A 20,785-nucleotide genomic window follows, 5' to 3' on the forward strand; every position below is an offset into this window, starting at 1 on the left:
GTCTGTACGCGCCGCTGGTTTCGGTAGGCAGCTATTGCGTGGTGATGGACACCGTGGTCGAGGACATGCCGGCGGACTTTTTCCCGGATCGTCCATGGGGTCCGGGCGACAACCCGAAAACCGCGGTGTGGAAATACCTCGAGGAAAATGGCGATTTCGAAATTGACCGGCAGTTGCAGAACAAGCTGCTGATCACCGTTGCACCGGATGGCTATCTGCGCCGGGTTCGTTAATTCATCCGTATCAAATCATTGGCGTCTGGCAGGTTGTGGGGACAGGAAATATGCAGGTTCGAAACAATGCTCAAAGCAACGTGGCACCGCTGAACGAGCGGTTCACAGTGGTGGTGATCTCCCACAACCGCAGTGCGTTCCTGCGCCGGACATTGCATTACTACAGCGGCTATCCGTGTTCGGTGCTGGTGCTTGATTCATCGGTCGAGCGCGATGAGCAAATTGCCCGGGACTTTCCCTCGGTCGATTACCGGCACTTGCCTCAGTTCACTTACAAGGGGCTGCAAGACAAGCTGGTGTACGGCGTCAATCAGGTCACGACGCCCTACATGGTGTTCGCCGCCGATGACGATTTCCTGCTGCACGATGCCTTGACCGAATCGGTGGAGTTCCTCGAAGCCAACCCTGACTATGGCCTGTGCCATGGCTACGGGATCATGTATTTGTCCTGCGCCACAGAAGTCTGCTACTTCCGTCGTGATCGCAAGGTGCATGAGGACTACAACAGCGAACTGGCCGAGGACCGTGTGATCCGTTTCATGGATCAGTTCCTTCCGCCGTTCTACGCCGTGACCCGCACCGACCTGCTGCAGCAGTGGTACGGCATGCTGCCGCCAGGCACCAGTTTCGAATGGCAGGAAATCGGTCATACCTTTTACTTGCTGGCGTGCGCCAAGGCGCGGATCCTGCCGATTCCGTTCGCCGTGCGCGAACTCAACTACGGCGGTTCCGAACACAACACCAATGTGTTGACCGTGCTTAGCTACAAGGACGCCAAAAGCGTTGCCGAGCGGGAACAGTTCGCCGAGTTTCTCGCATCCGTGCCTACCCAGCTTACCGAGCAGGCTCCGGAGCGTATCAAACAGATTGCTTTGGACAGTTTTGCGGCCATGGCTGACTGCTTGCAGCAGGGGCGTTCACTCAAAGGTACACAGATCATTCGTTCCGCCTGGCTGGAAGCAGGGGGCGAGCCGATACGTTCGTTTGGCCCACAACAGTTTGTCGAAATGCCATTTTATAATCAGAGGGTTTTCGATCTGCTGACCCAGTTTGAATTCCTGCTGCATGCAATGCCGGCCGGTCGCCTTCAGCTTCAGCAACTGGAAGGCATCCTGCTGCGCCAGCACGAATTGATGCAGGTGCAACCCAATGACGACGAGCGCACATTGCGCAGTCGTTTGTGGGAGGCCCAAGGCCTGTACGCGTTCAATCGTACCGTGGTCAAGCGCCTGGCCGAGTCGTTGAAGAACAGCGACGAGCCTGAAGAATCGGTGAAGTTGCAGGCCTGGCTCGAGCGTCTGGACTCGGTGCCGGGGCAGCAGGATCGCCGGTTACTGGAGAACATGCACTCCGGTCGCTTGTTGAGCTGGCTTGAAGCACGTAACCCCGATGAACAGCAACTCAAGTCCATCGCCGCCCACCTGGCCGAGCATCAGGGCGGGCCGCGGTTTGGCATCCTGTTGCTGGATCTGGACGCTGACATGTTCAAGTTGCAGGCTACCTTCGACAGCCTGGTCAACGGCCATTGCAAAGCATTCAACGTCGTGGTGTTCACCACGGGTGACTTGCCGGCGACCACCACCGCGCGTGACACCGTGCACTTCGTCAAAGTCAGCACCACCAATTACGTCGAGCGCATCAATCAGATCGTCGGGCAATCCACCGCCGACTGGCTGTTGCTGGCCGAAGCCGGTGACCAGTTCACCCAAAGCGGCCTGCTGCGCGCCAGTCTCGAACTGATCGGTGCCGAGGGCGTGCGCGCGGTGGCCATGGATGAAATCCAGCGCAAGGCCGATGGCGGCCTCACCGACGTATTCCGTCCGGGGGTCAACCTCGATCTGTTGCAATCGGTGCCTTCGTTGATGGCGCGGCACTGGCTGATTCGCCGTGAGGTGCTGACCCAGGCCCGTGGCTTTACCGCGCAATACACCCAGGCCCTGGAACTGGACCTGCTGTTGCGCCTGATCGAGGACGAAGGGCTCAGCGGCCTGGCGCATCTGGCCGAGCCGTTGTTGATCTGCAACGCCCCGACGCAGGAAGAAAACCCTCAAGAGCGTCAGGTGTTGACCCGTCACTTGACTGCCCGGGGCTATCGCGCCCAGGTCACTTCGGCCCAGCCGCTGACCTACCAGATCGATTACCAGCACGCGGAACGGCCGCTGGTGTCGATCATCCTTGAGAGCCGCGACAACTTCGAACACATCCAACAGGCGTTGGTCAGCGTGCTGCAGCGTACCCGCTACCATCGTCATGAAATCGTGATTGCCGACAATCACAGCCAATCCGAAGACCTGATCCAGTGGCTGGATAGCCTGGAAGGCAAGGGCGACCGGATTAGCATCCTGCGCAGCGACCGCCGCTTGAGCACTTCGGCGTTGTACAACTGGGCCAGCGGCCAGGCCAAAGGTGACTATCTGGTGCTGCTGTCTGCTCAGGTGCAAGTGGTCAACTCCAACTGGCTCGACAGTCTGCTCAACCAGGCCCAGCGGCCTGAAGTGGGGGTCGTCGGCAGCAAACAGATGGACAACCGCGGTGTCACCACCCAGGCCGGGCTGGTGCTTAAGCCCGACGGCCAGGTGGGCTCGGTGTTTGTTGGCGAACGCAAGGACGCCAAGGGCTACCTCAACGGTCATCAGGTGGAGCAGAGCTACTCGGCGGTGTCGGGCGCTTGCCTGATGATCCGCAAGGAGCTGTTCGAAGCCGTGGACGGCCTGGACGAGGGCCACTTCGCTGAGGCGTTTGCCGATGTCGATCTGTGCCTGAAAGCGGCCGATGCGGGTTATCTCACCGTCTGGACCCCTCAGGCCCAGATGCTGCACCCCGGCACATTCGCCCAAGCGCCACAGGCTGCTAGCGCCCTGCAGGACAAATGGCGGGCGCGCTTTGAACACGACCCGGCCCGTAACCCCAACCTGGCCTTGACCGGCACCGGCTTTGCGCTGGGGACCGCTACGGCTGTCGATTGGTCGCGGTTGCTTGCATAGGGTCTGTTACTAAACCCGTTGTTGCTGATTAGGCCTTTTCAAAAGGCTTAATCAGTAAAATCGCGTGACCTGTGAGTCATAACGCGCATCTTCACTGTATTGTATTGACCGGGAAGATGGCGCCTGGCCCTTATCAGGCCCAGTGATAGCCCTTTACACTTCCCGTTTGTCGGCGCCCCTCGAATCCTTGCGAGCGGTGGTATTGGGCTATTTTTAATTGGGAAGCCGTAATGATTGGCATAAAAGGCATTGCGAGCTACGTTCCTGTAGCCGGCGTGGATAATTACGCACAAGGTGCGAAGTTCGACAAGGATGAAGAGTTCATCCTGGGCAAGATCGGTTCCGCCTTCTTGCCGCGCAAGGATGACGGGCAGGAAACCTCGGACCTGTGTGTAGAAGCGGCCAATGCGCTGTTTGCCAACAATCCCGGCCTGAAACGTGAATCTGTCGATGTACTGATCGTCGTTACCCAGAACGGTGACGAAGAAGGCTTGCCTCACACGGCGGCCATCGTTCAGGACAAGCTGGGTTTGCCGACCACTGTCGCAGCGTTTGATATCTCCCTGGGCTGCTCGGGTTATGTCTATGGCATCTACGCCATCAAGGGCTTCATGGAAGCCGCCGGCCTGAAGAATGGCCTGCTGATAACGGCGGACCCGTATTCGAAAATCGTTGATCCGGAAGATCGCAACACCACGATGTTGTTTGGTGACGCCGCTACCGCTACCTGGATGGGCGAGGATGCATCGTGGCACTTGGGCAAGGCCAAGTTCGGCACCGACGGTTCCGGTGCGCCGCACCTGAAGGTCAGCGACGGGGTGTTCTTCATGAACGGTCGCCAAGTGTTCAATTTCGCCTTGATCAAGGTTCCGGCTCATTTGCATGAGTTGCTCGCCGAGTCCGATCTGCAGGCCAGCGACATCGATGCGTTCTGCATTCACCAGGGCAGTGCGGCGATTGTCGATGCGGTGGCGCGGCGTTTCGAAGGCGAGCCGGAGAAGTTCATCAAGGATATGGTCGAGACCGGGAACACCGTGTCGTCAAGCATTCCATTGCTGCTGGAAAAGCATGTGCTCGATTCCGACTGGAAACGCGTGGCGTTAAGTGGTTTTGGCGTGGGCCTGTCCTGGGGGTCGGCGATCATTTATCGTCCTTGAGCCGTTAATGCCCGAGCACAAAAAATAGCGTCCAAGGTGTAACCTTGAACGCTATTTTTTTGCCTGATGGAAAAGCGAGACGCCATGAGCGAGTTCTTTGAGCGCAATTTCCAGGTGATCGAGCAACGCTGGCCGGCCGTGGCCCAGCGGTTGCTGCTGGAGAATGCCGGTGAGTTGCAGGCCGATCTGGTGGAGGGCCTGGGTTCGACCCTGAGCATCAACGGCATCCAGCTGACCAGCCGGCATGACCGTCTCGCCGAAGCTGATCTGCAAGCTGCCAGCCTGCCGCAGGATGCCACCATGGTGCATGTCTACGGCACCGGGTTGGGCGACCTGCAAAACCGCTTGCTGGAGCGGGCAGGGCTCGAGCGGTTGTATGTTCATGTTCTCAACGGCGCGGTGTTTTCCCTGGTACTGCAGGTACTGGATCAGATGCCATGGCTTGCCGATCCCAGGGTGGTGTTGCTCTACTCGGGCGATCTGGCGGAAATCCAATTGCCATTCTTCGCGCTCCCCGCCGAGCTGGTACTGGCCGATGATTACAGTGCCAAGATTCGTGATCGCCTGATCAGCGAAATTCATCTGGACTTCACTAATCGGGAGTTCGATTCCCAAGCCCCCGAGATCGTCCAGCGGTTGCAATCGACATTCAATCTCGTGCGAGACGACCGCGATGTTGCCGAGCTGTTCGGCGCGTTCAAGGGGCGTGAGGCGTTCGTCGTTGCCACCGGTCCCAGCCTTGAGCAACATTTCGAGAGACTTCGCGGCTTGAATAGCCAAGCCCAGCGGCCGCTATTGATCTGTGTCGATACGGCCTATCGGCCCTTGATCACCCAGGGCATCCGACCGGATATCGTGGTCAGCATTGATCAACGCATTTCGGCGCGCCACCTTCCGCCCGAAGACACCGGCGACATTGCCCTGGTTTACCTGCCAATGGCGGATCCATCGGTGATTGAAGCCTGGCAGGGCCGCCGTTATGCCGGTTATTCCGCCAGCCCTGTCTATCATCAAATGCGCCAGCAACTGCCTCGGGGCGAGCTGTACGTAGGTGGCAGCGTGATTCATCCGGCCGTGGACCTGGCCGTCAGGATGGGCGCGGCGCAGGTCACTTTGTTCGGAGCCGATTTCGCTTTTCCCCATGACAAGACCCATGCGGGTTGGGACGACGGCGATTTGGGACCACAGTTGGACGCATCCAGGCATTGGGTGCTTGATGGCCATGGCCAGCGCATCAAGACTCAGCTCAACTTCCGTAGCTATTTGTGTGAGCTGGAGCGATTTGTCGCCAGGCACCCTCAGGTGCGCTTTTATAACAGCAGTCGAGATGGAGCGATGATCGTGGGCACTGCTTTTCATCCAGAGTTTGTGCGATGAGCAGCCTTGAGGTGGTCATCGAAGACGCACGCGGATGTGCTCGGCTGTTTCGTCTTGGCCGCGATGTCGAGGCGGGGCTGGCGATGGTTGCAGTGGTCGAGGCGGCCCAGCCTTTTGTCGAGCTTATGCCAGGCGATGTCCAGTCATCGTGGGGCGGTTTGCTTGGCTTGATGTTCAACGATCAGCAGGCTCAGAACTGGCTTTCGCTGGCGGATTATCTTGAGTACGAGCTGGTTGACCTATTGACCGCTGGTCAGGCGGTTTAAGTCTTTTTCCCCTCCGCTAGGACCGCTGTCTGGACGAATAGCGGCTCCGGCAATTCCCTGACGTCATTTTTTTACCTTCTGAGCGCTGCCAAGTCCTTGATTTACGAGGGGTGGCACCCTGATGGCAAATTATTTGAAAAAACAGCTAAAGCAAGTTCCGATTACGACGATAACTATTACGAAGGTTCTCTAGGCCACACCCGGCGGTTGCCAGGGCCGGAAGCCGCAGTACCCAACCAACGAGGAATTCGTCATGGCTTTAACAGTAAACACTAACGTCACATCGTTGAACGTTCAGAAGAACCTGAACAAGGCTTCCGATGCTCTGTCCACTTCGATGACCCGTCTGTCTTCCGGCCTGAAAATCAACAGCGCCAAAGACGACGCCGCCGGCCTGCAGATCTCTACTCGTATGACCTCGCAAATCCGCGGTCAGACTGTTGCGATCAAAAACGCCAACGATGGTATCTCCATCGCTCAGACCGCTGAAGGCGCTCTGCAGGAATCCACCAACATTCTGCAACGTATGCGTGAACTGGCTGTCCAGGCTCGAAACGACAACAACGGCACTGCAGACCGTGATGCTCTGAACAAAGAATTTGCTCAGATGTCGGACGAACTGACCCGTATCGCTGATTCGACCAACCTGAACGGCAAGAACCTGATCGACGGTTCCGCTGGCACCATGACCTTCCAGGTCGGCTCCAACACCGGTGCTACCAACCAGATCACTCTGACCCTGAGCGACAGCTTCGACGCTGCGACCCTGAGCGTTGACTCTGCTGCCATCGCGATCAGTGCTGCTGATAGTGCTGAGGCTGAAACCAACACTGCAGCTGCAATCGACGCGATCGACGCTGCTCTGGCGACCATCAACGCCAGCCGTGCGGACCTCGGTGCTGCCCAGAACCGTCTGACCAGCACCATCTCCAACCTGCAGAACATCAACGAAAACGCCGCTGCTGCACTGGGTCGTGTACAAGACACCGACTTCGCTGCTGAAACTGCCCAGCTGACCAAGCAGCAGACTCTGCAACAGGCTTCCACTTCGGTTCTGGCCCAGGCCAACCAACTGCCATCCGCTGTACTGAAGCTGCTTCAGTAATAGTCGGATGAGTTTTAGCGGGGGAGTGCGCTTGCGTACTCTCTCGCTTTTTCCGTTCAAGAGGTGATGGACATGGATATGAGCGTGAAGCTGAACTTGTCTTATCCAGCTGCGAAGCCGGCGACGACATTTGCCGACAAGCCAGTGGAGAAGCCTCGAGCCGATGCTGCCACCGTGGTACCGGTCAAGGATGAGCCAAAAGACGCTGAGGCCGAGCAGGAAAAACTGAAGAGAGCGGTTCAGGAGATCGAAACCTTTGTTCAGTCGGTCAAGCGCAATCTGGAGTTCTCAATCGATGAGCCTTCAGGCAAAGTGGTCGTCAAAGTGATTGCCAGCGGCTCCGGTGAAGTGATTCGCCAGATCCCTAATGAAGAAGTGCTCAAGCTGGCGAACAGTTTGAATGATGCAAGCAGCCTGTTGTTCAGCGCACAAGCCTGACAGCTGGCACGAATTTTGTTGTTTGGTTCTTTTGACGTTTTAAAGGTCAAAAGACCGGCGGCACACTGAAGGGAGTCCCACATGGCAAGTCCAATTCTACCTGGCTTGGGTTTAGGCTCTGGCCTTGATACCGGTGCTATCGTCAAGGCATTGGTGGATTCTGACAAAGCAGCCAAGCAAGGTCAGATTGACCGCGCCACCAAGACCAATACCGCCAATATTTCGGGGATCGGCACCCTGAAATCGCTGTTGGCTACCTTCCAGTCCGCGCTTGAAAGCCTGGGCAGCACGACCACGCCTCAATTCACCGGTGTTTCCGCTACTTCGGCCAATACCAGTGCGCTGACGGTGACAGCCGGGAACTCGGCGGTAAGTGGTATCTACTCGGTCAACGTCACTCAGCTGGCAACCTCCTCAAAAGTTGCCACGGCTGCTTTCGCCGGTGGAGCTTCCAGTGCGGTGGAGACCGGTACGCTGACCATTAGCCAGGGCGGTACGGATTACACCCTTGATATTCCTGCTGATTCGACGCTGCAGTCGGTTCGGGACGCTATCAACAGCAAATACTCCTCCAGCGGTCTGGCCGCCAACATCGTGACCGACAGTTTTGGTTCACGTCTTGTGGTGGGCTCGACTAAAACTGGTGCGGGCAACGATATTTCTCTCAGCGGCATTGCCAGTCTTGCGGCTGACGGCTCTGTAGCGATGGCTACACCCCCCACCGCGACTTCTTCAGGTTCTCTGGTGTTCGCACAGGATGCCAAGTTCAACGTCGACGGCCTGGCGATGACCAGTCCGACCAACAAGCTGGATAACGTGGTCTCAGGCTTGAGCATGACGTTAGTCGTTGCCGGTACCGGCCCGACGACCGTCACCGTTGCTGCCAACACCGACGGTCTGAAAGCTTCGATTCAGAAGTTTGTCGATGCTTATAACGCTATTGCGAAGGCCGTGACTTCCCTGACCAAGCCATCGACAGATGCCGAAGGTAACTCGGTTCCGGCAGCATTGACCGGTGACTCATTGCCTCGCTCGCTTTTGGCGGCTATTCGCGCGCCTTTGTCCGAAACCGGTGCTGGCGATAAGCTGACCGTGTTGTCGCAGTTGGGGATTACCACCAACCAGACGACTGGTGCCCTGGATTTTGACAGTACGAAGTTCGCAACTGCCGTGAACGAAAGGCAGTTGGGTGGAGAAATCCAGACCCTGTTCACTGGGGAAAATGGTCTGATCGAGCGCATGCAGAATGCACTCAATCCCTACACGGAGACCAGTAAGAAGGACTCCAATGGCAAGCCTGTGGATAACATCCTGACGGCTCGATCCAAGAACCTGGAAGTTCTCAAGGCGAAACTGAGCGAAGATCAGTTGGCCCTTGATCGCCGAATCGAAACCCTCACCGCGGTGCTGACCAAAAAGTACAACGACATGGATACCCTGGTGGGCAGGCTGAAAGCCACTGCCAGTAACATCACCTCGATGTTCGAAGCCATGACGGCACAGCAGAAAAACAGCTGATTCTGGTCGATACACAAAAGCCCGGTAGCGTCTCAGGACGCTCCGGGCTTTCGGCTTTTTCGATCTAAAGTTTTTTGACGCGGCGTCGATACGCTGTTTATACGAACCGAAGTTTTTTTTGATGAGGTAGAACATGAATCCGATGTTAGCCCTTCGCCAATACCAGAAGATTGGCGCCCAGGCGCAAACCTCCGAAGCAAGTCCCCATCGTCTGGTGCAGATGCTGATGGAGGGCGGGCTGGACCGCATTGCCCAGGCCAAGGGTGCGATGGAGCGCAAGGATATCGCCAATAAAGGCGTACTGATCAGTAAGGCCATCGGCATCATTGGCGGTTTGCGTGAAGGCCTGGACCTGGAAAACCAGGCCGAGTCGGTCACCGAGCTGGATAGCCTCTATACCTACATGATGAAGCGCCTGGCCGAAGCCAACGCCAAGACTGATCCGAAGATCCTCGACGAAGTCGCCGATCTGCTGAGCACGGTCAAGGAAGGTTGGGATGCCATCGCCGTACCGGGTCCGCAATTCTAAGGAGCACGCTCATGAGTCTTGTCTTGCAGCGAATCGAACAAACCCGTGATGCCCTGGTCGGTGCCCTGGCCGAGCGCAACTGGGAGGCAATCGGTCAATTGGACCTGGCTTGCCGTTCCTGCATGGAAGACGTTCTGAGCGAGCCTGAGGTAGACGAGGCGGCGTTGCGGAGCAATCTTGAGGAGTTGCTGGGGGTCTATCGGCAGCTGCTGGAGGCGGCCACTGGCGAGCGTCAGGCGATTGTCGACGAGATGTCGCAGATCCATCAAGCGCAGAACGCGGCAAAGGTTTACCATCTGTTCGGTTAACGCTCAGTTAATCCGAACAAAGTGCGCCATAAATTTGACTGTGCACGGTTTTTTGACTTAACTAGTGGCTGTTTACAGATTTCAGGCGTCTACAGGCATGACAAGTCTGCAAGCGTCTAGCTTGCCCCCAAATTCCGGGCATTGAGTTGACTAGGGAAGTTGCTATTGCATGTGGCGTGAAACCAAAATTCTCCTGATCGATGACGATAGCGTCCGCCGCCGCGATTTGGCGGTGATCCTAAATTTTCTTGGTGAAGAAAATTTACCCTGCGGAAGCCATGACTGGCAGCAGGCCGTCGGCTCTTTGTCGTCCAGTCGTGAGGTCATTTGCGTTCTGATCGGAACCGTAAATGCACCCGCAACGCTTTTGGGCTTGCTAAAGACACTCTCAACCTGGGATGAGTTCCTTCCGGTTTTGTTAATGGGCGAAAATTCTTCCGTTGACTTGCCTGAGGACCAGCGCCGCCGGGTGCTTTCCACGTTGGAAATGCCACCCAGCTACAGCAAGTTGCTCGATTCGCTGCACCGCGCCCAGGTTTATCGCGAGATGTACGACCAGGCGCGCGAGCGCGGCCGGCATCGCGAGCCCAACCTTTTCCGTAGTCTTGTTGGCACCAGTCGGGCGATCCAGCATGTGCGCCAGATGATGCAGCAGGTCGCCGATACCGACGCCAGCGTGTTGATCCTGGGTGAGTCGGGCACCGGCAAGGAAGTGGTTGCGCGTAACCTGCACTACCATTCCAAGCGTCGCGAAGCGCCGTTCGTGCCGGTCAACTGCGGTGCGATCCCGGCCGAGTTGCTCGAGAGCGAACTGTTCGGACACGAGAAGGGAGCCTTCACCGGCGCCATCACCAGCCGGGCCGGGCGGTTCGAGCTGGCCAACGGCGGCACGCTGTTTCTCGATGAAATCGGTGATATGCCGTTGCCGATGCAGGTCAAGTTGCTGCGAGTCTTGCAGGAACGCACCTTCGAGCGCGTGGGCAGCAACAAGACCCAGAGCGTCGATGTGCGAATCATCGCCGCGACCCACAAGAACCTCGAGAGCATGATCGAGGTGGGCAGTTTCCGCGAAGACCTCTATTACCGCCTCAATGTTTTCCCGATTGAAATGGCACCGCTGCGTGAGCGGGTCGAAGACATCCCGCTGCTGATGAACGAACTGATTTCGCGCATGGAGCACGAGAAGCGCGGCTCGATCCGTTTCAACTCGGCGGCAATCATGTCCCTGTGCCGCCACGGTTGGCCGGGTAACGTCCGTGAGCTGGCCAATCTGGTCGAGCGCATGGCGATCATGCATCCCTACGGTGTGATCGGCGTGGTCGAGTTGCCGAAGAAATTCCGTTATGTCGACGATGAAGACGAGCAAATGGTCGATAGCCTGCGCAGCGATCTGGAAGAGCGCGTGGCGATCAACGGCCATACGCCCGACTTCACCGCCAATGCCTTGCTGCCACCAGAAGGCCTTGACCTCAAGGATTATCTGGGAGGCCTGGAACAAGGCCTTATCCAGCAGGCCCTGGACGATGCCAACGGTATCGTGGCCCGCGCCGCCGAACGCCTGCGCATCCGTCGTACCACCCTGGTGGAGAAGATGCGCAAGTACGGCATGAGCCGTCGCGAAGGAGATGAACAGGCGGATGATTGACGCCTGTTTTCCAACCGCCTGATTTTTCAGGCGGTTTTTTTTCGGCACGGGTATTGCTACATCCCTCGCAACGTTCCGTTTAACTGACGGTCAGCCAAGCGAGAGAGCACGATGACCCAAGCCGCCCAGATCTCACCTGTCCCCGAGCCGGGGATCATGCCGTCCGCCGAGCAGGCAAGCCGGGTTGGACTTGAGCAGGCCTTTTCGCTGTTCGACCAGATGTCCAGCCGGTTGACCGATTCCTACAGCCTGCTCGAAGCTCGCGTCACTGAGCTCAAGGGCGAGCTGGCAGTGGTCAGTGCCCAGCGCATGCAGGAGCTGGCGGAAAAGGAACGGCTGGCTAATCGGCTGCAAAATCTCCTCGACCTGTTGCCCGGTGGCGTTATCGTCATCGATGCCCATGGTCGCGTGCGCGAAGCCAATCCGGCGGCCTGCGAGCTGCTTGGCCTGCCATTGGAGGGCGAGTTGTGGCGGCACGTCATCGCCCGCTGCTTCGCCCCGCGTGAAGACGACGGCCATGAAGTGTCGCTCAAGGACGGTCGGCGCCTGTCCATCTCCACTCGTTCGCTGGACGCCGAGCCCGGGCAGCTCGTGTTGCTCAATGACCTGACCGAAACCCGTCACCTGCAAGATCAACTGGCCCGCCACGAACGCCTGTCTTCCCTGGGGCGGATGGTGGCCTCGCTGGCTCATCAGATTCGTACGCCGCTGTCGGCCGCTTTGCTGTACGCCAGTCATCTGACCGAGCAGCAACTGCCGGTGGAAACCCAACAACGCTTCGCCGGACGCCTGAAAGAGCGGCTGCACGAGCTGGAGCATCAGGTGCGCGACATGCTGGTGTTCGCTCGTGGCGAGTTGCCATTGACCGATCGCGTCACCCCCAAGGTCTTGCTGCAATCCTTGCAAGCCGCCGCATTGACTCACGTGCAGGACCTGCCAATTCGCTGGCAATGCGACAGCCATGATGGCGAGGTGTTGTGTAATCGCGACACCCTGGTGGGCGCAGTGTTGAACCTGATCGAAAACGCGGTCCAGGCCAGCGGCGGCGACGTCCGGCTCAAAGTGCACTTGTACACACGGGGCAACACCTTGCGCTTGTGTGTCAGTGACAGTGGTAGCGGCATCGAGCCAGCGGTGCTGGCGCGTTTGGGCGAACCCTTTTTTACCACCAAGACCACAGGCACGGGCTTGGGCCTGACCGTAGTCAAGGCAGTGGCGCGTGCCCATCAGGGAGAATTGCAACTGCGCTCGCGTCTGGGGCGTGGCACCTGTGCACTGGTGCTTTTGCCATTGTTTTCCAGTACGCCGGGAGTGGAGTGAAGGTCATGGCGATCAAGGTGTTACTGGTTGAGGATGACCGGGCCCTGCGTGAGGCGCTGGCCGATACCCTGGTGCTGGCCGGGCACGATTACACCGCCGTCGGTTCGGCGGAAGATGCTTTGCTGGCCGTGGCTCAAGAGACCTTCGGCCTGGTGGTCAGTGACGTCAACATGCCGGGCATGGACGGGCACCAGCTGCTTGGTTTGTTGCGCGCCCGCCAACCTCAATTGCCGGTCCTGCTGATGACTGCCCACGGTGCCGTCGAGCGCGCCGTGGATGCCATGCGCCAGGGGGCTGCGGATTATCTGGTCAAGCCGTTCGAGCCCAAGGCGCTGTTGGATCTGGTGGCCCGCCATGCCTTGGGCAGCCCTGCCGTCGAGGGTGAAGGCCCGGTCGCGATCGAACCGGCCAGTGCGCAGTTGCTGGCGTTGGCCGCGCGGGTGGCTCGCAGCGACTCCACTGTTTTGATTTCCGGCGAATCCGGCACCGGCAAGGAGGTGCTGGCGCGCTACATTCACCAGCAATCCCGGCGTGCCAGCGAACCGTTCATTGCCATTAACTGTGCGGCGATTCCCGACAATATGTTGGAGGCGACGCTGTTCGGTCACGAGAAGGGCTCGTTTACTGGCGCCATCTCGGCCCAGGCCGGCAAGTTCGAGCAGGCTGACGGTGGCACCATTCTGCTCGATGAAATTTCCGAAATGCCCCTTGGCCTGCAAGCCAAGCTGTTGCGCGTGTTGCAGGAGCGGGAAGTGGAGCGGGTGGGTGCGCGCAAGCCTATCAGCCTGGATATCCGCGTGGTGGCGACCACCAACCGCGACCTGGCTGGCGAAGTGGCGGCAGGGCGTTTTCGCGAAGACCTTTACTACCGTCTATCAGTATTTCCGCTGGCCTGGCGACCGTTGCGCGAGCGCACCGCCGATATCCTGCCGCTGGCCGAGCGTCTGCTGACCAAACACGTCAATAAAATGAAGCATGCGGCAGCCAGGCTGTCCCCCGAGGCCCAGGCGTTTCTGATCGCCTACCCTTGGCCTGGCAACGTACGGGAGCTGGATAACGCGATTCAGCGGGCATTGATTCTGCAGCAGGGCGGTCTGATCCAGCCGGAAGATTTTTGCCTGAGCGGTCCGGTGGCCTGCGCGCCATTGCCGGCCGTGTCAGCGGTCCCGGCGTTCGCCCCTCCGGCGGAAGTGGAGGGCGAATCGGCCGGTGCTTTGGGAGACGACCTGCGTCGTCGCGAATTCCAGATGATCATCGACACCCTGCGCGCCGAGCGCGGGCGTCGCAAGGAAGCGGCCGAGCGCTTGGGGATCAGCCCGCGCACCCTGCGCTACAAGCTGGCGCAAATGCGTGACGCCGGCATGGACGTCGAGGCCTACCTGTTCGCCAGTTGAGTGATGTGCACCGAATATCCCTTGTGGGAGCGGGCTTGCTCGCGAAAGCGATTTACCAGTCGCCGTTGCATTGACTGAACCACCGCCTTCGCGAGCAAGCCCGCTCCCACATGCATTTGTTTTTTACGGTCACGGAGCTGGCACCCTTGTTGCTAATACCTGTGTACCCGCTGAGTAAGTGTCAAAAAAATGCGGGCCGCCAGAGAGAGTAGACCATGAGCCAAGGTATTGAATTTAATCGGTTGATGCTGGACATGCGGGCCATGCAAATGGACGCCATGGCACAGCCTAAGTCGGTCGCGGTCCCGGAAGTGGGCGCCAGCAGTTTTTCCGACATGCTCGGTCAGGCCGTCAATAAAGTGAACGATACCCAGCAGGCATCGAGTCAGTTGGCCAGTGCTTTCGAGATTGGCAAAAGTGGCGTCGATCTGACGGACGTGATGATCTCTTCGCAGAAAGCCAGTGTCTCGTTTCAGGCGTTGACCCAGGTTCGTAACAAGCTGGTTCAAGCCTACCAAGACATCATGCAGATGCCGGTCTAAGGAAATTATTGAGTCATGGCAGAAGCAGTCGCTGATAACGTTCCGGCCAAGGCCACTCCGCCCGACGGCAAACCGCCGCTGTTCGGTCTGTCCTTCCTGGAAAACCTCTCCGAGATGACCATGCTGCGTCAGGTGGGCCTGTTGGTCGGCCTGGCTGCCAGCGTGGCGATCGGGTTTGCCGTGGTGCTGTGGTCCCAGCAGCCAGACTACCGTCCTTTGTACGGCAGTCTGGAGGGCATGGACGCCAAGCAAGTCATGGAAACCCTGGCTGCCGCCGACATTCCTTATACCGTCGAACCCAATTCCGGCGCCTTGCTGGTCAAGGCCGACGACGTGGCGCGCGCGCGCCTCAAGCTCGCCGCTGCTGGCGTAACGCCCACCGATGGCAATATCGGTTTCGAGATCCTCGACAAGGACCAGGGCCTGGGTACCAGCCAGTTCATGGAGGCGACCCGTTATCGTCGCGGCCTTGAAGGCGAATTGGCGCGCACCATTGCCAGTCTGAACAACGTCAAGGGTGCCCGTGTGCACCTGGCGATTCCAAAAAGCTCGGTGTTTGTGCGCGATGAGCGCAAGCCAAGCGCCTCGGTACTGGTTGAACTGTATTCCGGTCGCTCTTTGGAGCCCAGCCAGGTCGTGGCCATCGTCAATCTGGTGGCTACCAGTGTTCCCGAGTTGAGCAAGTCCCAGATCACCGTGGTCGACCAGAAGGGCAACCTGTTGTCCGATCAGGCGGAGAACTCTGCTCTGACCATGGCCGGCAAACAATTCGACTACAGCCGTCGCATGGAAGGCATGCTGACTCAGCGGGTGCACAACATCCTGCAACCGATCCTGGGTAACGACCGCTACAAGGCCGAGGTGTCGGCCGATGTGGATTTCAGCTCCGTCGAGTCGACGTCCGAACAGTTCAACCCTGATCAACCGGCGTTGCGCAGCGAACAGTCGGTGAACGAGCAACGCACCGCCAGCAATGGCCCGCAAGGCGTGCCTGGTGCGCTTAGCAACCAACCGCCGTCGCCGGCCAGCGCGCCCCAGACCACCGGTGGTGCCACTGCGGCCGCTGGCATGGTGCAACCGGGCCAGCCGCTGATCGACGCCAACGGCCAACAGATCATGGATCCGGCCACCGGTCAGCCGATGCTGGCGCCGTACCCGGCCGACAAGCGCCAACAATCGACCAAGAACTTCGAGCTCGACCGCTCCATCAGCCACACCAAGCAGCAACAGGGCCGTTTGAATCGCCTGTCGGTCGCGGTGGTGGTGGACGATCAGGTCAAGATCAACCCGGCCAATGGCGAAACCAGCCGTGCGCCGTGGAGTGCCGACGAACTGGCGCGGTTCACTCGCCTGGTGCAGGACGCGGTCGGTTTCGACGCCAGCCGTGGCGACAGCGTGAGCGTGATCAACGTGCCGTTCTCCCAGGAGCGCGGCGAAGAAATCGCCGACATTCCATTTTATTCGCAACCCTGGTTCTGGGATGTGGTCAAGCAAGTATTGGGTGTGCTGTTCATCCTGATCCTGGTGTTCGGCGTGCTGCGTCCGGTGCTCAACAACATTACCGGTGGCGGCAAGAACAAGCAGTTGGCTGGCTTGGGTGATGTAGAGCTGGGAGGCATGGGCGGCCTGGATGGCGAATTGGCCAATGATCGCGTCAGCCTCGGTGGGCCGCAGAGCATTCTGCTGCCAAGTCCGAGTGAAGGCTATGACGCTCAGTTGAACGCTATCAAGAGTCTGGTGGCAGAAGATCCGGGTCGTGTGGCCCAGGTCGTGAAAGAGTGGATTAACGCAGATGAGTGATAATCGAGCCGCTGTTGCCAAATTGTCCCGGGTCGACAAAGCCGCGATTTTGCTGCTGTCCCTGGGGTCGACCGACGCCGCCCAAGTGTTGCGTCACATGGGTCCCAAGGAGGTCCAGCGCGTGGGCGTGGCCATGGCGCAGATGGGCAACGTGCACCGTGAGCAGGTCGAACAGGTGATGAGCGAGTTCGTCGACATCGTCGGCGACCAGACCAGCCTGGGCGTCGGATCTGACGACTACGTGCGCAAAATGCTCACCCAGGCCCTGGGCGAGGACAAGGCCAATGGCCTGATCGACCGGATTCTGCTGGGCGGCAATACCAGCGGCCTGGACAGCCTCAAGTGGATGGAGCCGCGCGCGGTGGCTGACGTGATTCGTTACGAGCACCCGCAGATCCAGGCGATCGTGGTGGCTTACCTCGACCCGGACCAGGCCGGTGAAGTGCTGGGCAACTTCGATCATAAGGTGCGCCTGGACATCATCCTGCGGGTATCGTCGCTCAATACCGTGCAGCCGGCGGCCCTGAAAGAATTGAACCAGATTCTCGAGAAGCAGTTCTCGGGTAACTCCAATGCCTCGCGCACCACTCTGGGTGGCATCAAGCGCGCGGCGGACATCATGAACTTCCTCGACAGTTCGATCGAAGGCCAGCTCATGGACTCGATCCGCGAGTTCGACGAAGACCTGTCCGGTCAGATCGAAGACCTCATGTTCGTGTTCAACAACCTGTCCGATGTCGACGATCGCGGCATTCAGGCGCTGTTGCGCGAAGTGTCCTCCGACGTCCTGGTACTGGCCCTCAAGGGGTCGGACGAAGGCGTCAAGGAAAAGATCTTCAAGAACATGTCCAAACGGGCGGCCGAACTGTTGCGCGACGATCTCGAGGCCAAGGGTCCGGTACGTGTCAGCGACGTGGAAACCGCACAAAAGGAAATCCTCACCATCGCCCGCCGTATGGCCGAAGCCGGAGAGATCGTGCTCGGTGGCAAGGGCGGCGAAGAGATGATCTAAGGTCGTTATGTCTGCCAAGAGTGATGGTTCACCCAGCGACCTGATCCGCGCTCGGGACGTCGGTGGTTTTGACGTCTGGTCGCTGCCCAGCTTCGATCCCCACGTGCCCGAGCCTGAGCCTGAGCCCGAGGAAGAACTGCCGGAAATGGAGGAGGTGCCGCTGGAAGAAGTCCAGCCACTGACCCTCGAAGAAGTCGAAAGCATTCGTCAGGAGGCCTACAACGAAGGCTTCGCCATTGGTGAAAAAGAAGGTTTCCATAGCACCACGCTCAAGGTTCGCCAGGAAGCCGACGTAGCGCTGACAGCCAAGCTCCGCGCGCTGGAATCGCTGATGCTCAACCTGTTCGAGCCCATCGCCGAGCAGGACACTCAGATCGAGAAGTCCCTGGTCGGGCTGGTGCAGCACATCACTCGACAAGTGATCCAGCGGGAACTGGCCATTGATTCGAGCCAGATCGAACACGTCATGCGCGAAGCCCTCAAGCTTTTGCCGTTGGGCGTGGGCAATGTGCGGCTGTACATCAATCCTCAGGATTTCGAACTGGTCAAGGCACTGCGTGAGCGTCATGAAGAAACCTGGCGCATCGTCGAGGACGAATCCCTGCTGCCGGGCGGTTGCCGTGTGGAAACCGAGCACAGCCGCATTGATGCGACCATCGAAACCCGCATCAGCCAGATCATGGCCAAGCTCTTCGACCAGTTGCACGAACAGGCACTGCACCCGGCTGCTGCCGACCTGAGCCTGGAATTGCCGGACGAGCCCCAGGTTGACACCCCTATTGATCCAGACGCCGCAGAGTCGGATGCTCTTGAACTCAGTACCCCTGAACTGGACGGCCGCGATGCGCCTTGAGCGAACCAGCTTCGGCAAGCGCCTGGGCAGCTACGCCGAGGCCACCGAGCTGGCCGGGCAGCCGATCCTGGAAGGGCGCTTGCTGCGCATGGTTGGCCTGACCCTCGAAGCCGAGGGCCTGCGTGCCGCCATGGGCAGTCGTTGCATGGTGATCAACGACGACAGTTATCACCCGGTCCAGGTCGAAGCCGAAGTCATGGGCTTCTCCGGCAGCAAGGTCTTTCTGATGCCGGTGGGCAGCGTAGCCGGCATCGCACCTGGCGCGCGGGTTGTGCCTTTGGCTGACACCGGTCGGCTGCCCATGGGCATGAGCATGCTCGGACGGGTGCTGGACGGCGCCGGGCGTGCCCTGGACGGCAAGGGCGGCATGAAGGCCGAGGATTGGGTGCCGATGGACGGCCCGACGATCAACCCCCTCAAGCGCGACCCCATCAGCGTGCCGCTGGACGTGGGCATTCGTTGCATCAACGGTTTGTTGACGGTCGGGCGCGGTCAGCGTCTGGGCCTGTTTGCCGGTACGGGGGTGGGCAAGAGTGTGCTGCTGGGCATGATGACCCGATTCACCGAGGCGGACATTATCGTGGTCGGGCTGATCGGCGAACGGGGCCGCGAGGTGAAGGAGTTCATCGAGCACATCCTCGGCGAAGAGGGCCTCAAGCGATCAGTGGTCGTGGCTTCGCCAGCCGATGATGCTCCGTTGATGCGCCTGCGGGCCGCCATGTACTGCACGCGAATCGCCGAGTATTTCCGCGACAAGGGTAAGAATGTCCTGCTGCTGATGGACTCGTTGACCCGTTTCGCCCAGGCCCAGCGGGAAATCGCCCTGGCCATTGGCGAGCCGCCGGCCACCAAAGGCTATCCACCCTCGGTATTCGCCAAGTTGCCCAAGCTGGTTGAGCGCGCCGGTAATGCGGAAAAGGGCGGCGGTTCGATCACGGCGTTCTATACCGTGCTGTCCGAAGGCGACGATCAGCAAGATCCCATTGCCGACTCGGCCCGTGGCGTGCTCGACGGTCACATCGTGTTGTCCCGGCGTCTGGCCGAAGAAGGGCACTATCCGGCCATCGACATCGAGGCGTCCATTAGTCGGGTCATGCCGTCGGTCATCAGCGCCGAGCACCTCAAGCGTGCCCAACAGTTCAAGCAATACTGGTCGCGCTATCAGCAAAGCCGCGATCTGATCAGCGTCGGTGCCTACGTGCCCGGCGGTGATCGTGAGACCGATACCGCCATCAATCTCTATCCGGCAATGGCGGTCTATCTGCGCCAGAGCCTGAACGACAACATCGGCATGGGCGCCAGCGAAGCGCACCTGCAGAGCATCTTCACTCCGGTCGCCGGCGGGTAACCGGCCATGGCCACAAGTCGTGCGGCGCGTCTGGCGCCCGTGGTGGAGATGGCGGAAAAAGCCGAAAAAACCGCCGTCCAGCGTCTGGCATATTTCCAGGGGCAGGTGGCCGTCGCCGAAAGCAAACTGGCGGACCTGGAAAACTTCCGTCTCGAATACCAGGAGCAGTGGATCGCCCGTGGCAGCCATGGGGTTTCCGGCCAATGGTTGCTGGGTTACCAGGGCTTTCTTGCGCAATTGGGCACCGCCATTGACCAGCAGCGCCAGAGTCTGGTCTGGCACCAGAACAACCTGGAAAAGGCTCGCCAGAGTTGGCAGGAGGCTTTCGCCCGGGTCGAAGGGCTGCGCAAACTCGTACAGCGTTATATCGACGAAGCGCGGCGATTGGAGGACAGGCGCGAGCAAAAACTGCTGGATGAATTGTCCCAGCGTCTGCCGCGTCAGGATCCGTATTGATCATCGGGCCGGGATTTTGAGAGGGAAGTGTTCCAAACCTTGCTCAGACTTCTACCAGGTGCTAAACCTTGTACACGTATGTCCATGACAAGGAAGCCGAACATGTCAGTCGTTACCGAAGTATCCCCCGATGGGCAAAAGCTGACGATCTCGATCAAGGGTCGTTTCGATTTTGGGCGGCATCAGGAGTTTCGCGAGTCTTACGAGCGGCTCAACAAAAAGCCCGAATCCATTGTGGTGGACTTGAAAGAAGCCACTTATCTCGACAGTTCCGCCTTGGGCATGCTCCTGCTGCTACGCGATCATGCCGGCGGCGAAGATTCGGATATCCGGATCGTGAACAGCAACAGTGACGTCAAGAAAATCCTCGCGATCTCCAACTTCGACAAGCTGTTCGATATCTATCCGAAAGAAGAAGCAGGGAAAGACAGCTCGGGAGAAAAAGACAAGCCACAGGCAGGCCATCTCCAGGACAAACTTCATCCCGGAAAAGCTTGACC

At 59.0% G+C, this 20,785-nt stretch carries 20 protein-coding genes; all 20 read left to right on the top strand.

Going from position 1 to position 20,785, the window contains the following annotated elements; translation table 11 throughout:
• Positions 1 to 233: cephalosporin hydroxylase family protein (locus tag GSM73_RS27025; protein ID WP_256676741.1), on the top strand; the 233-nt coding region annotated here is incomplete at its 5' end.
• Between the two features lie 50 nt (positions 234 to 283).
• Positions 284 to 3,217 (top strand): TIGR00180 family glycosyltransferase, encoded by a 2,934-nt coding sequence (locus GSM73_RS06280; protein WP_160891900.1) that lies wholly within the window; start codon positions 284 to 286, stop codon positions 3,215 to 3,217.
• Between the two features lie 230 nt (positions 3,218 to 3,447).
• Positions 3,448 to 4,374 carry a ketoacyl-ACP synthase III gene (locus GSM73_RS06285; protein ID WP_160891902.1) on the top strand — a complete coding sequence of 309 codons (927 nt, stop codon included), beginning with the start codon at positions 3,448 to 3,450 and terminating at the stop codon, positions 4,372 to 4,374.
• Between the two features lie 84 nt (positions 4,375 to 4,458).
• Entirely contained in the window at positions 4,459 to 5,751 is a 1,293-nt protein-coding gene (locus GSM73_RS06290; protein ID WP_160891904.1) for a motility associated factor glycosyltransferase family protein, read from the top strand.
• Positions 5,748 to 6,017, top strand: coding sequence for a hypothetical protein (locus tag GSM73_RS06295; protein ID WP_076385836.1), 270 nt, complete (start codon positions 5,748 to 5,750; stop codon positions 6,015 to 6,017). Before GSM73_RS06290 ends, GSM73_RS06295 begins: the two co-directional genes overlap by 4 nt.
• A gap of 253 nt (positions 6,018 to 6,270) precedes the next feature.
• On the top strand, positions 6,271 to 7,122 hold the full coding sequence (locus tag GSM73_RS06300; protein ID WP_024617493.1) for a flagellin domain-containing protein: 852 nt from the start codon (positions 6,271 to 6,273) through the stop codon (positions 7,120 to 7,122).
• A 72-nt stretch (positions 7,123 to 7,194) separates the two neighbouring features.
• Positions 7,195 to 7,560, top strand: a complete 366-nt coding sequence (locus GSM73_RS06305) for a flagellar protein FlaG (RefSeq protein ID WP_047226239.1) — start codon at positions 7,195 to 7,197, stop codon at positions 7,558 to 7,560.
• An 81-nt stretch (positions 7,561 to 7,641) separates the two neighbouring features.
• Positions 7,642 to 9,078, top strand: a complete 1,437-nt coding sequence (gene fliD, locus GSM73_RS06310) for a flagellar filament capping protein FliD (protein WP_160891906.1) — start codon at positions 7,642 to 7,644, stop codon at positions 9,076 to 9,078.
• A gap of 133 nt (positions 9,079 to 9,211) precedes the next feature.
• A complete protein-coding gene (fliS, locus tag GSM73_RS06315; protein WP_047226241.1) occupies positions 9,212 to 9,607 on the top strand; it encodes a flagellar export chaperone FliS in 396 nt (131 codons plus the stop codon).
• Between the two features lie 11 nt (positions 9,608 to 9,618).
• Positions 9,619 to 9,915, top strand: coding sequence for a hypothetical protein (locus GSM73_RS06320; RefSeq protein ID WP_047226242.1), 297 nt, complete (start codon positions 9,619 to 9,621; stop codon positions 9,913 to 9,915).
• Positions 9,916 to 10,084: 169 nt separating this feature from the next.
• Entirely contained in the window at positions 10,085 to 11,560 is a 1,476-nt protein-coding gene (locus GSM73_RS06325) for a sigma-54 dependent transcriptional regulator (RefSeq protein ID WP_047226243.1), read from the top strand.
• Positions 11,561 to 11,671: 111 nt separating this feature from the next.
• Entirely contained in the window at positions 11,672 to 12,880 is a 1,209-nt protein-coding gene (locus tag GSM73_RS06330; protein ID WP_076385832.1) for a PAS domain-containing sensor histidine kinase, read from the top strand.
• Between the two features lie 5 nt (positions 12,881 to 12,885).
• Positions 12,886 to 14,274, top strand: coding sequence for a sigma-54 dependent transcriptional regulator (locus GSM73_RS06335; RefSeq protein ID WP_047226245.1), 1,389 nt, complete (start codon positions 12,886 to 12,888; stop codon positions 14,272 to 14,274).
• A gap of 215 nt (positions 14,275 to 14,489) precedes the next feature.
• Complete coding sequence (gene fliE, locus GSM73_RS06340) at positions 14,490 to 14,816, top strand: flagellar hook-basal body complex protein FliE (protein WP_047226246.1); 327 nt, start codon at positions 14,490 to 14,492, stop codon at positions 14,814 to 14,816.
• A gap of 15 nt (positions 14,817 to 14,831) precedes the next feature.
• A complete protein-coding gene (gene fliF / locus GSM73_RS06345; RefSeq protein ID WP_047226247.1) occupies positions 14,832 to 16,616 on the top strand; it encodes a flagellar basal-body MS-ring/collar protein FliF in 1,785 nt (594 codons plus the stop codon).
• A complete protein-coding gene (gene fliG / locus GSM73_RS06350) occupies positions 16,609 to 17,628 on the top strand; it encodes a flagellar motor switch protein FliG (protein WP_003199086.1) in 1,020 nt (339 codons plus the stop codon). The genes fliF and fliG overlap by 8 nt, the downstream gene beginning before the upstream one ends.
• A gap of 7 nt (positions 17,629 to 17,635) precedes the next feature.
• A complete protein-coding gene (gene fliH, locus GSM73_RS06355) occupies positions 17,636 to 18,481 on the top strand; it encodes a flagellar assembly protein FliH (protein WP_047226248.1) in 846 nt (281 codons plus the stop codon).
• Positions 18,471 to 19,829, top strand: a complete 1,359-nt coding sequence (gene fliI / locus GSM73_RS06360) for a flagellar protein export ATPase FliI (protein ID WP_047226249.1) — start codon at positions 18,471 to 18,473, stop codon at positions 19,827 to 19,829. Before fliH ends, fliI begins: the two co-directional genes overlap by 11 nt.
• 6 nt (positions 19,830 to 19,835) lie before the next feature.
• Positions 19,836 to 20,285 carry a flagellar export protein FliJ gene (gene fliJ, locus GSM73_RS06365; protein WP_047226250.1) on the top strand — a complete coding sequence of 150 codons (450 nt, stop codon included), beginning with the start codon at positions 19,836 to 19,838 and terminating at the stop codon, positions 20,283 to 20,285.
• A 102-nt stretch (positions 20,286 to 20,387) separates the two neighbouring features.
• Positions 20,388 to 20,783: an STAS domain-containing protein gene (locus GSM73_RS06370; protein WP_331717220.1), complete on the top strand. Its 396-nt coding sequence runs from the start codon at positions 20,388 to 20,390 to the stop codon at positions 20,781 to 20,783.
• The last annotated feature ends 2 nt before the right edge of the window (positions 20,784 to 20,785 follow it).

The organism is Pseudomonas sp. PICF6 (assembly GCF_009831705.1).
GTDB lineage: Bacteria > Pseudomonadota > Gammaproteobacteria > Pseudomonadales > Pseudomonadaceae > Aquipseudomonas > Aquipseudomonas rhizophila.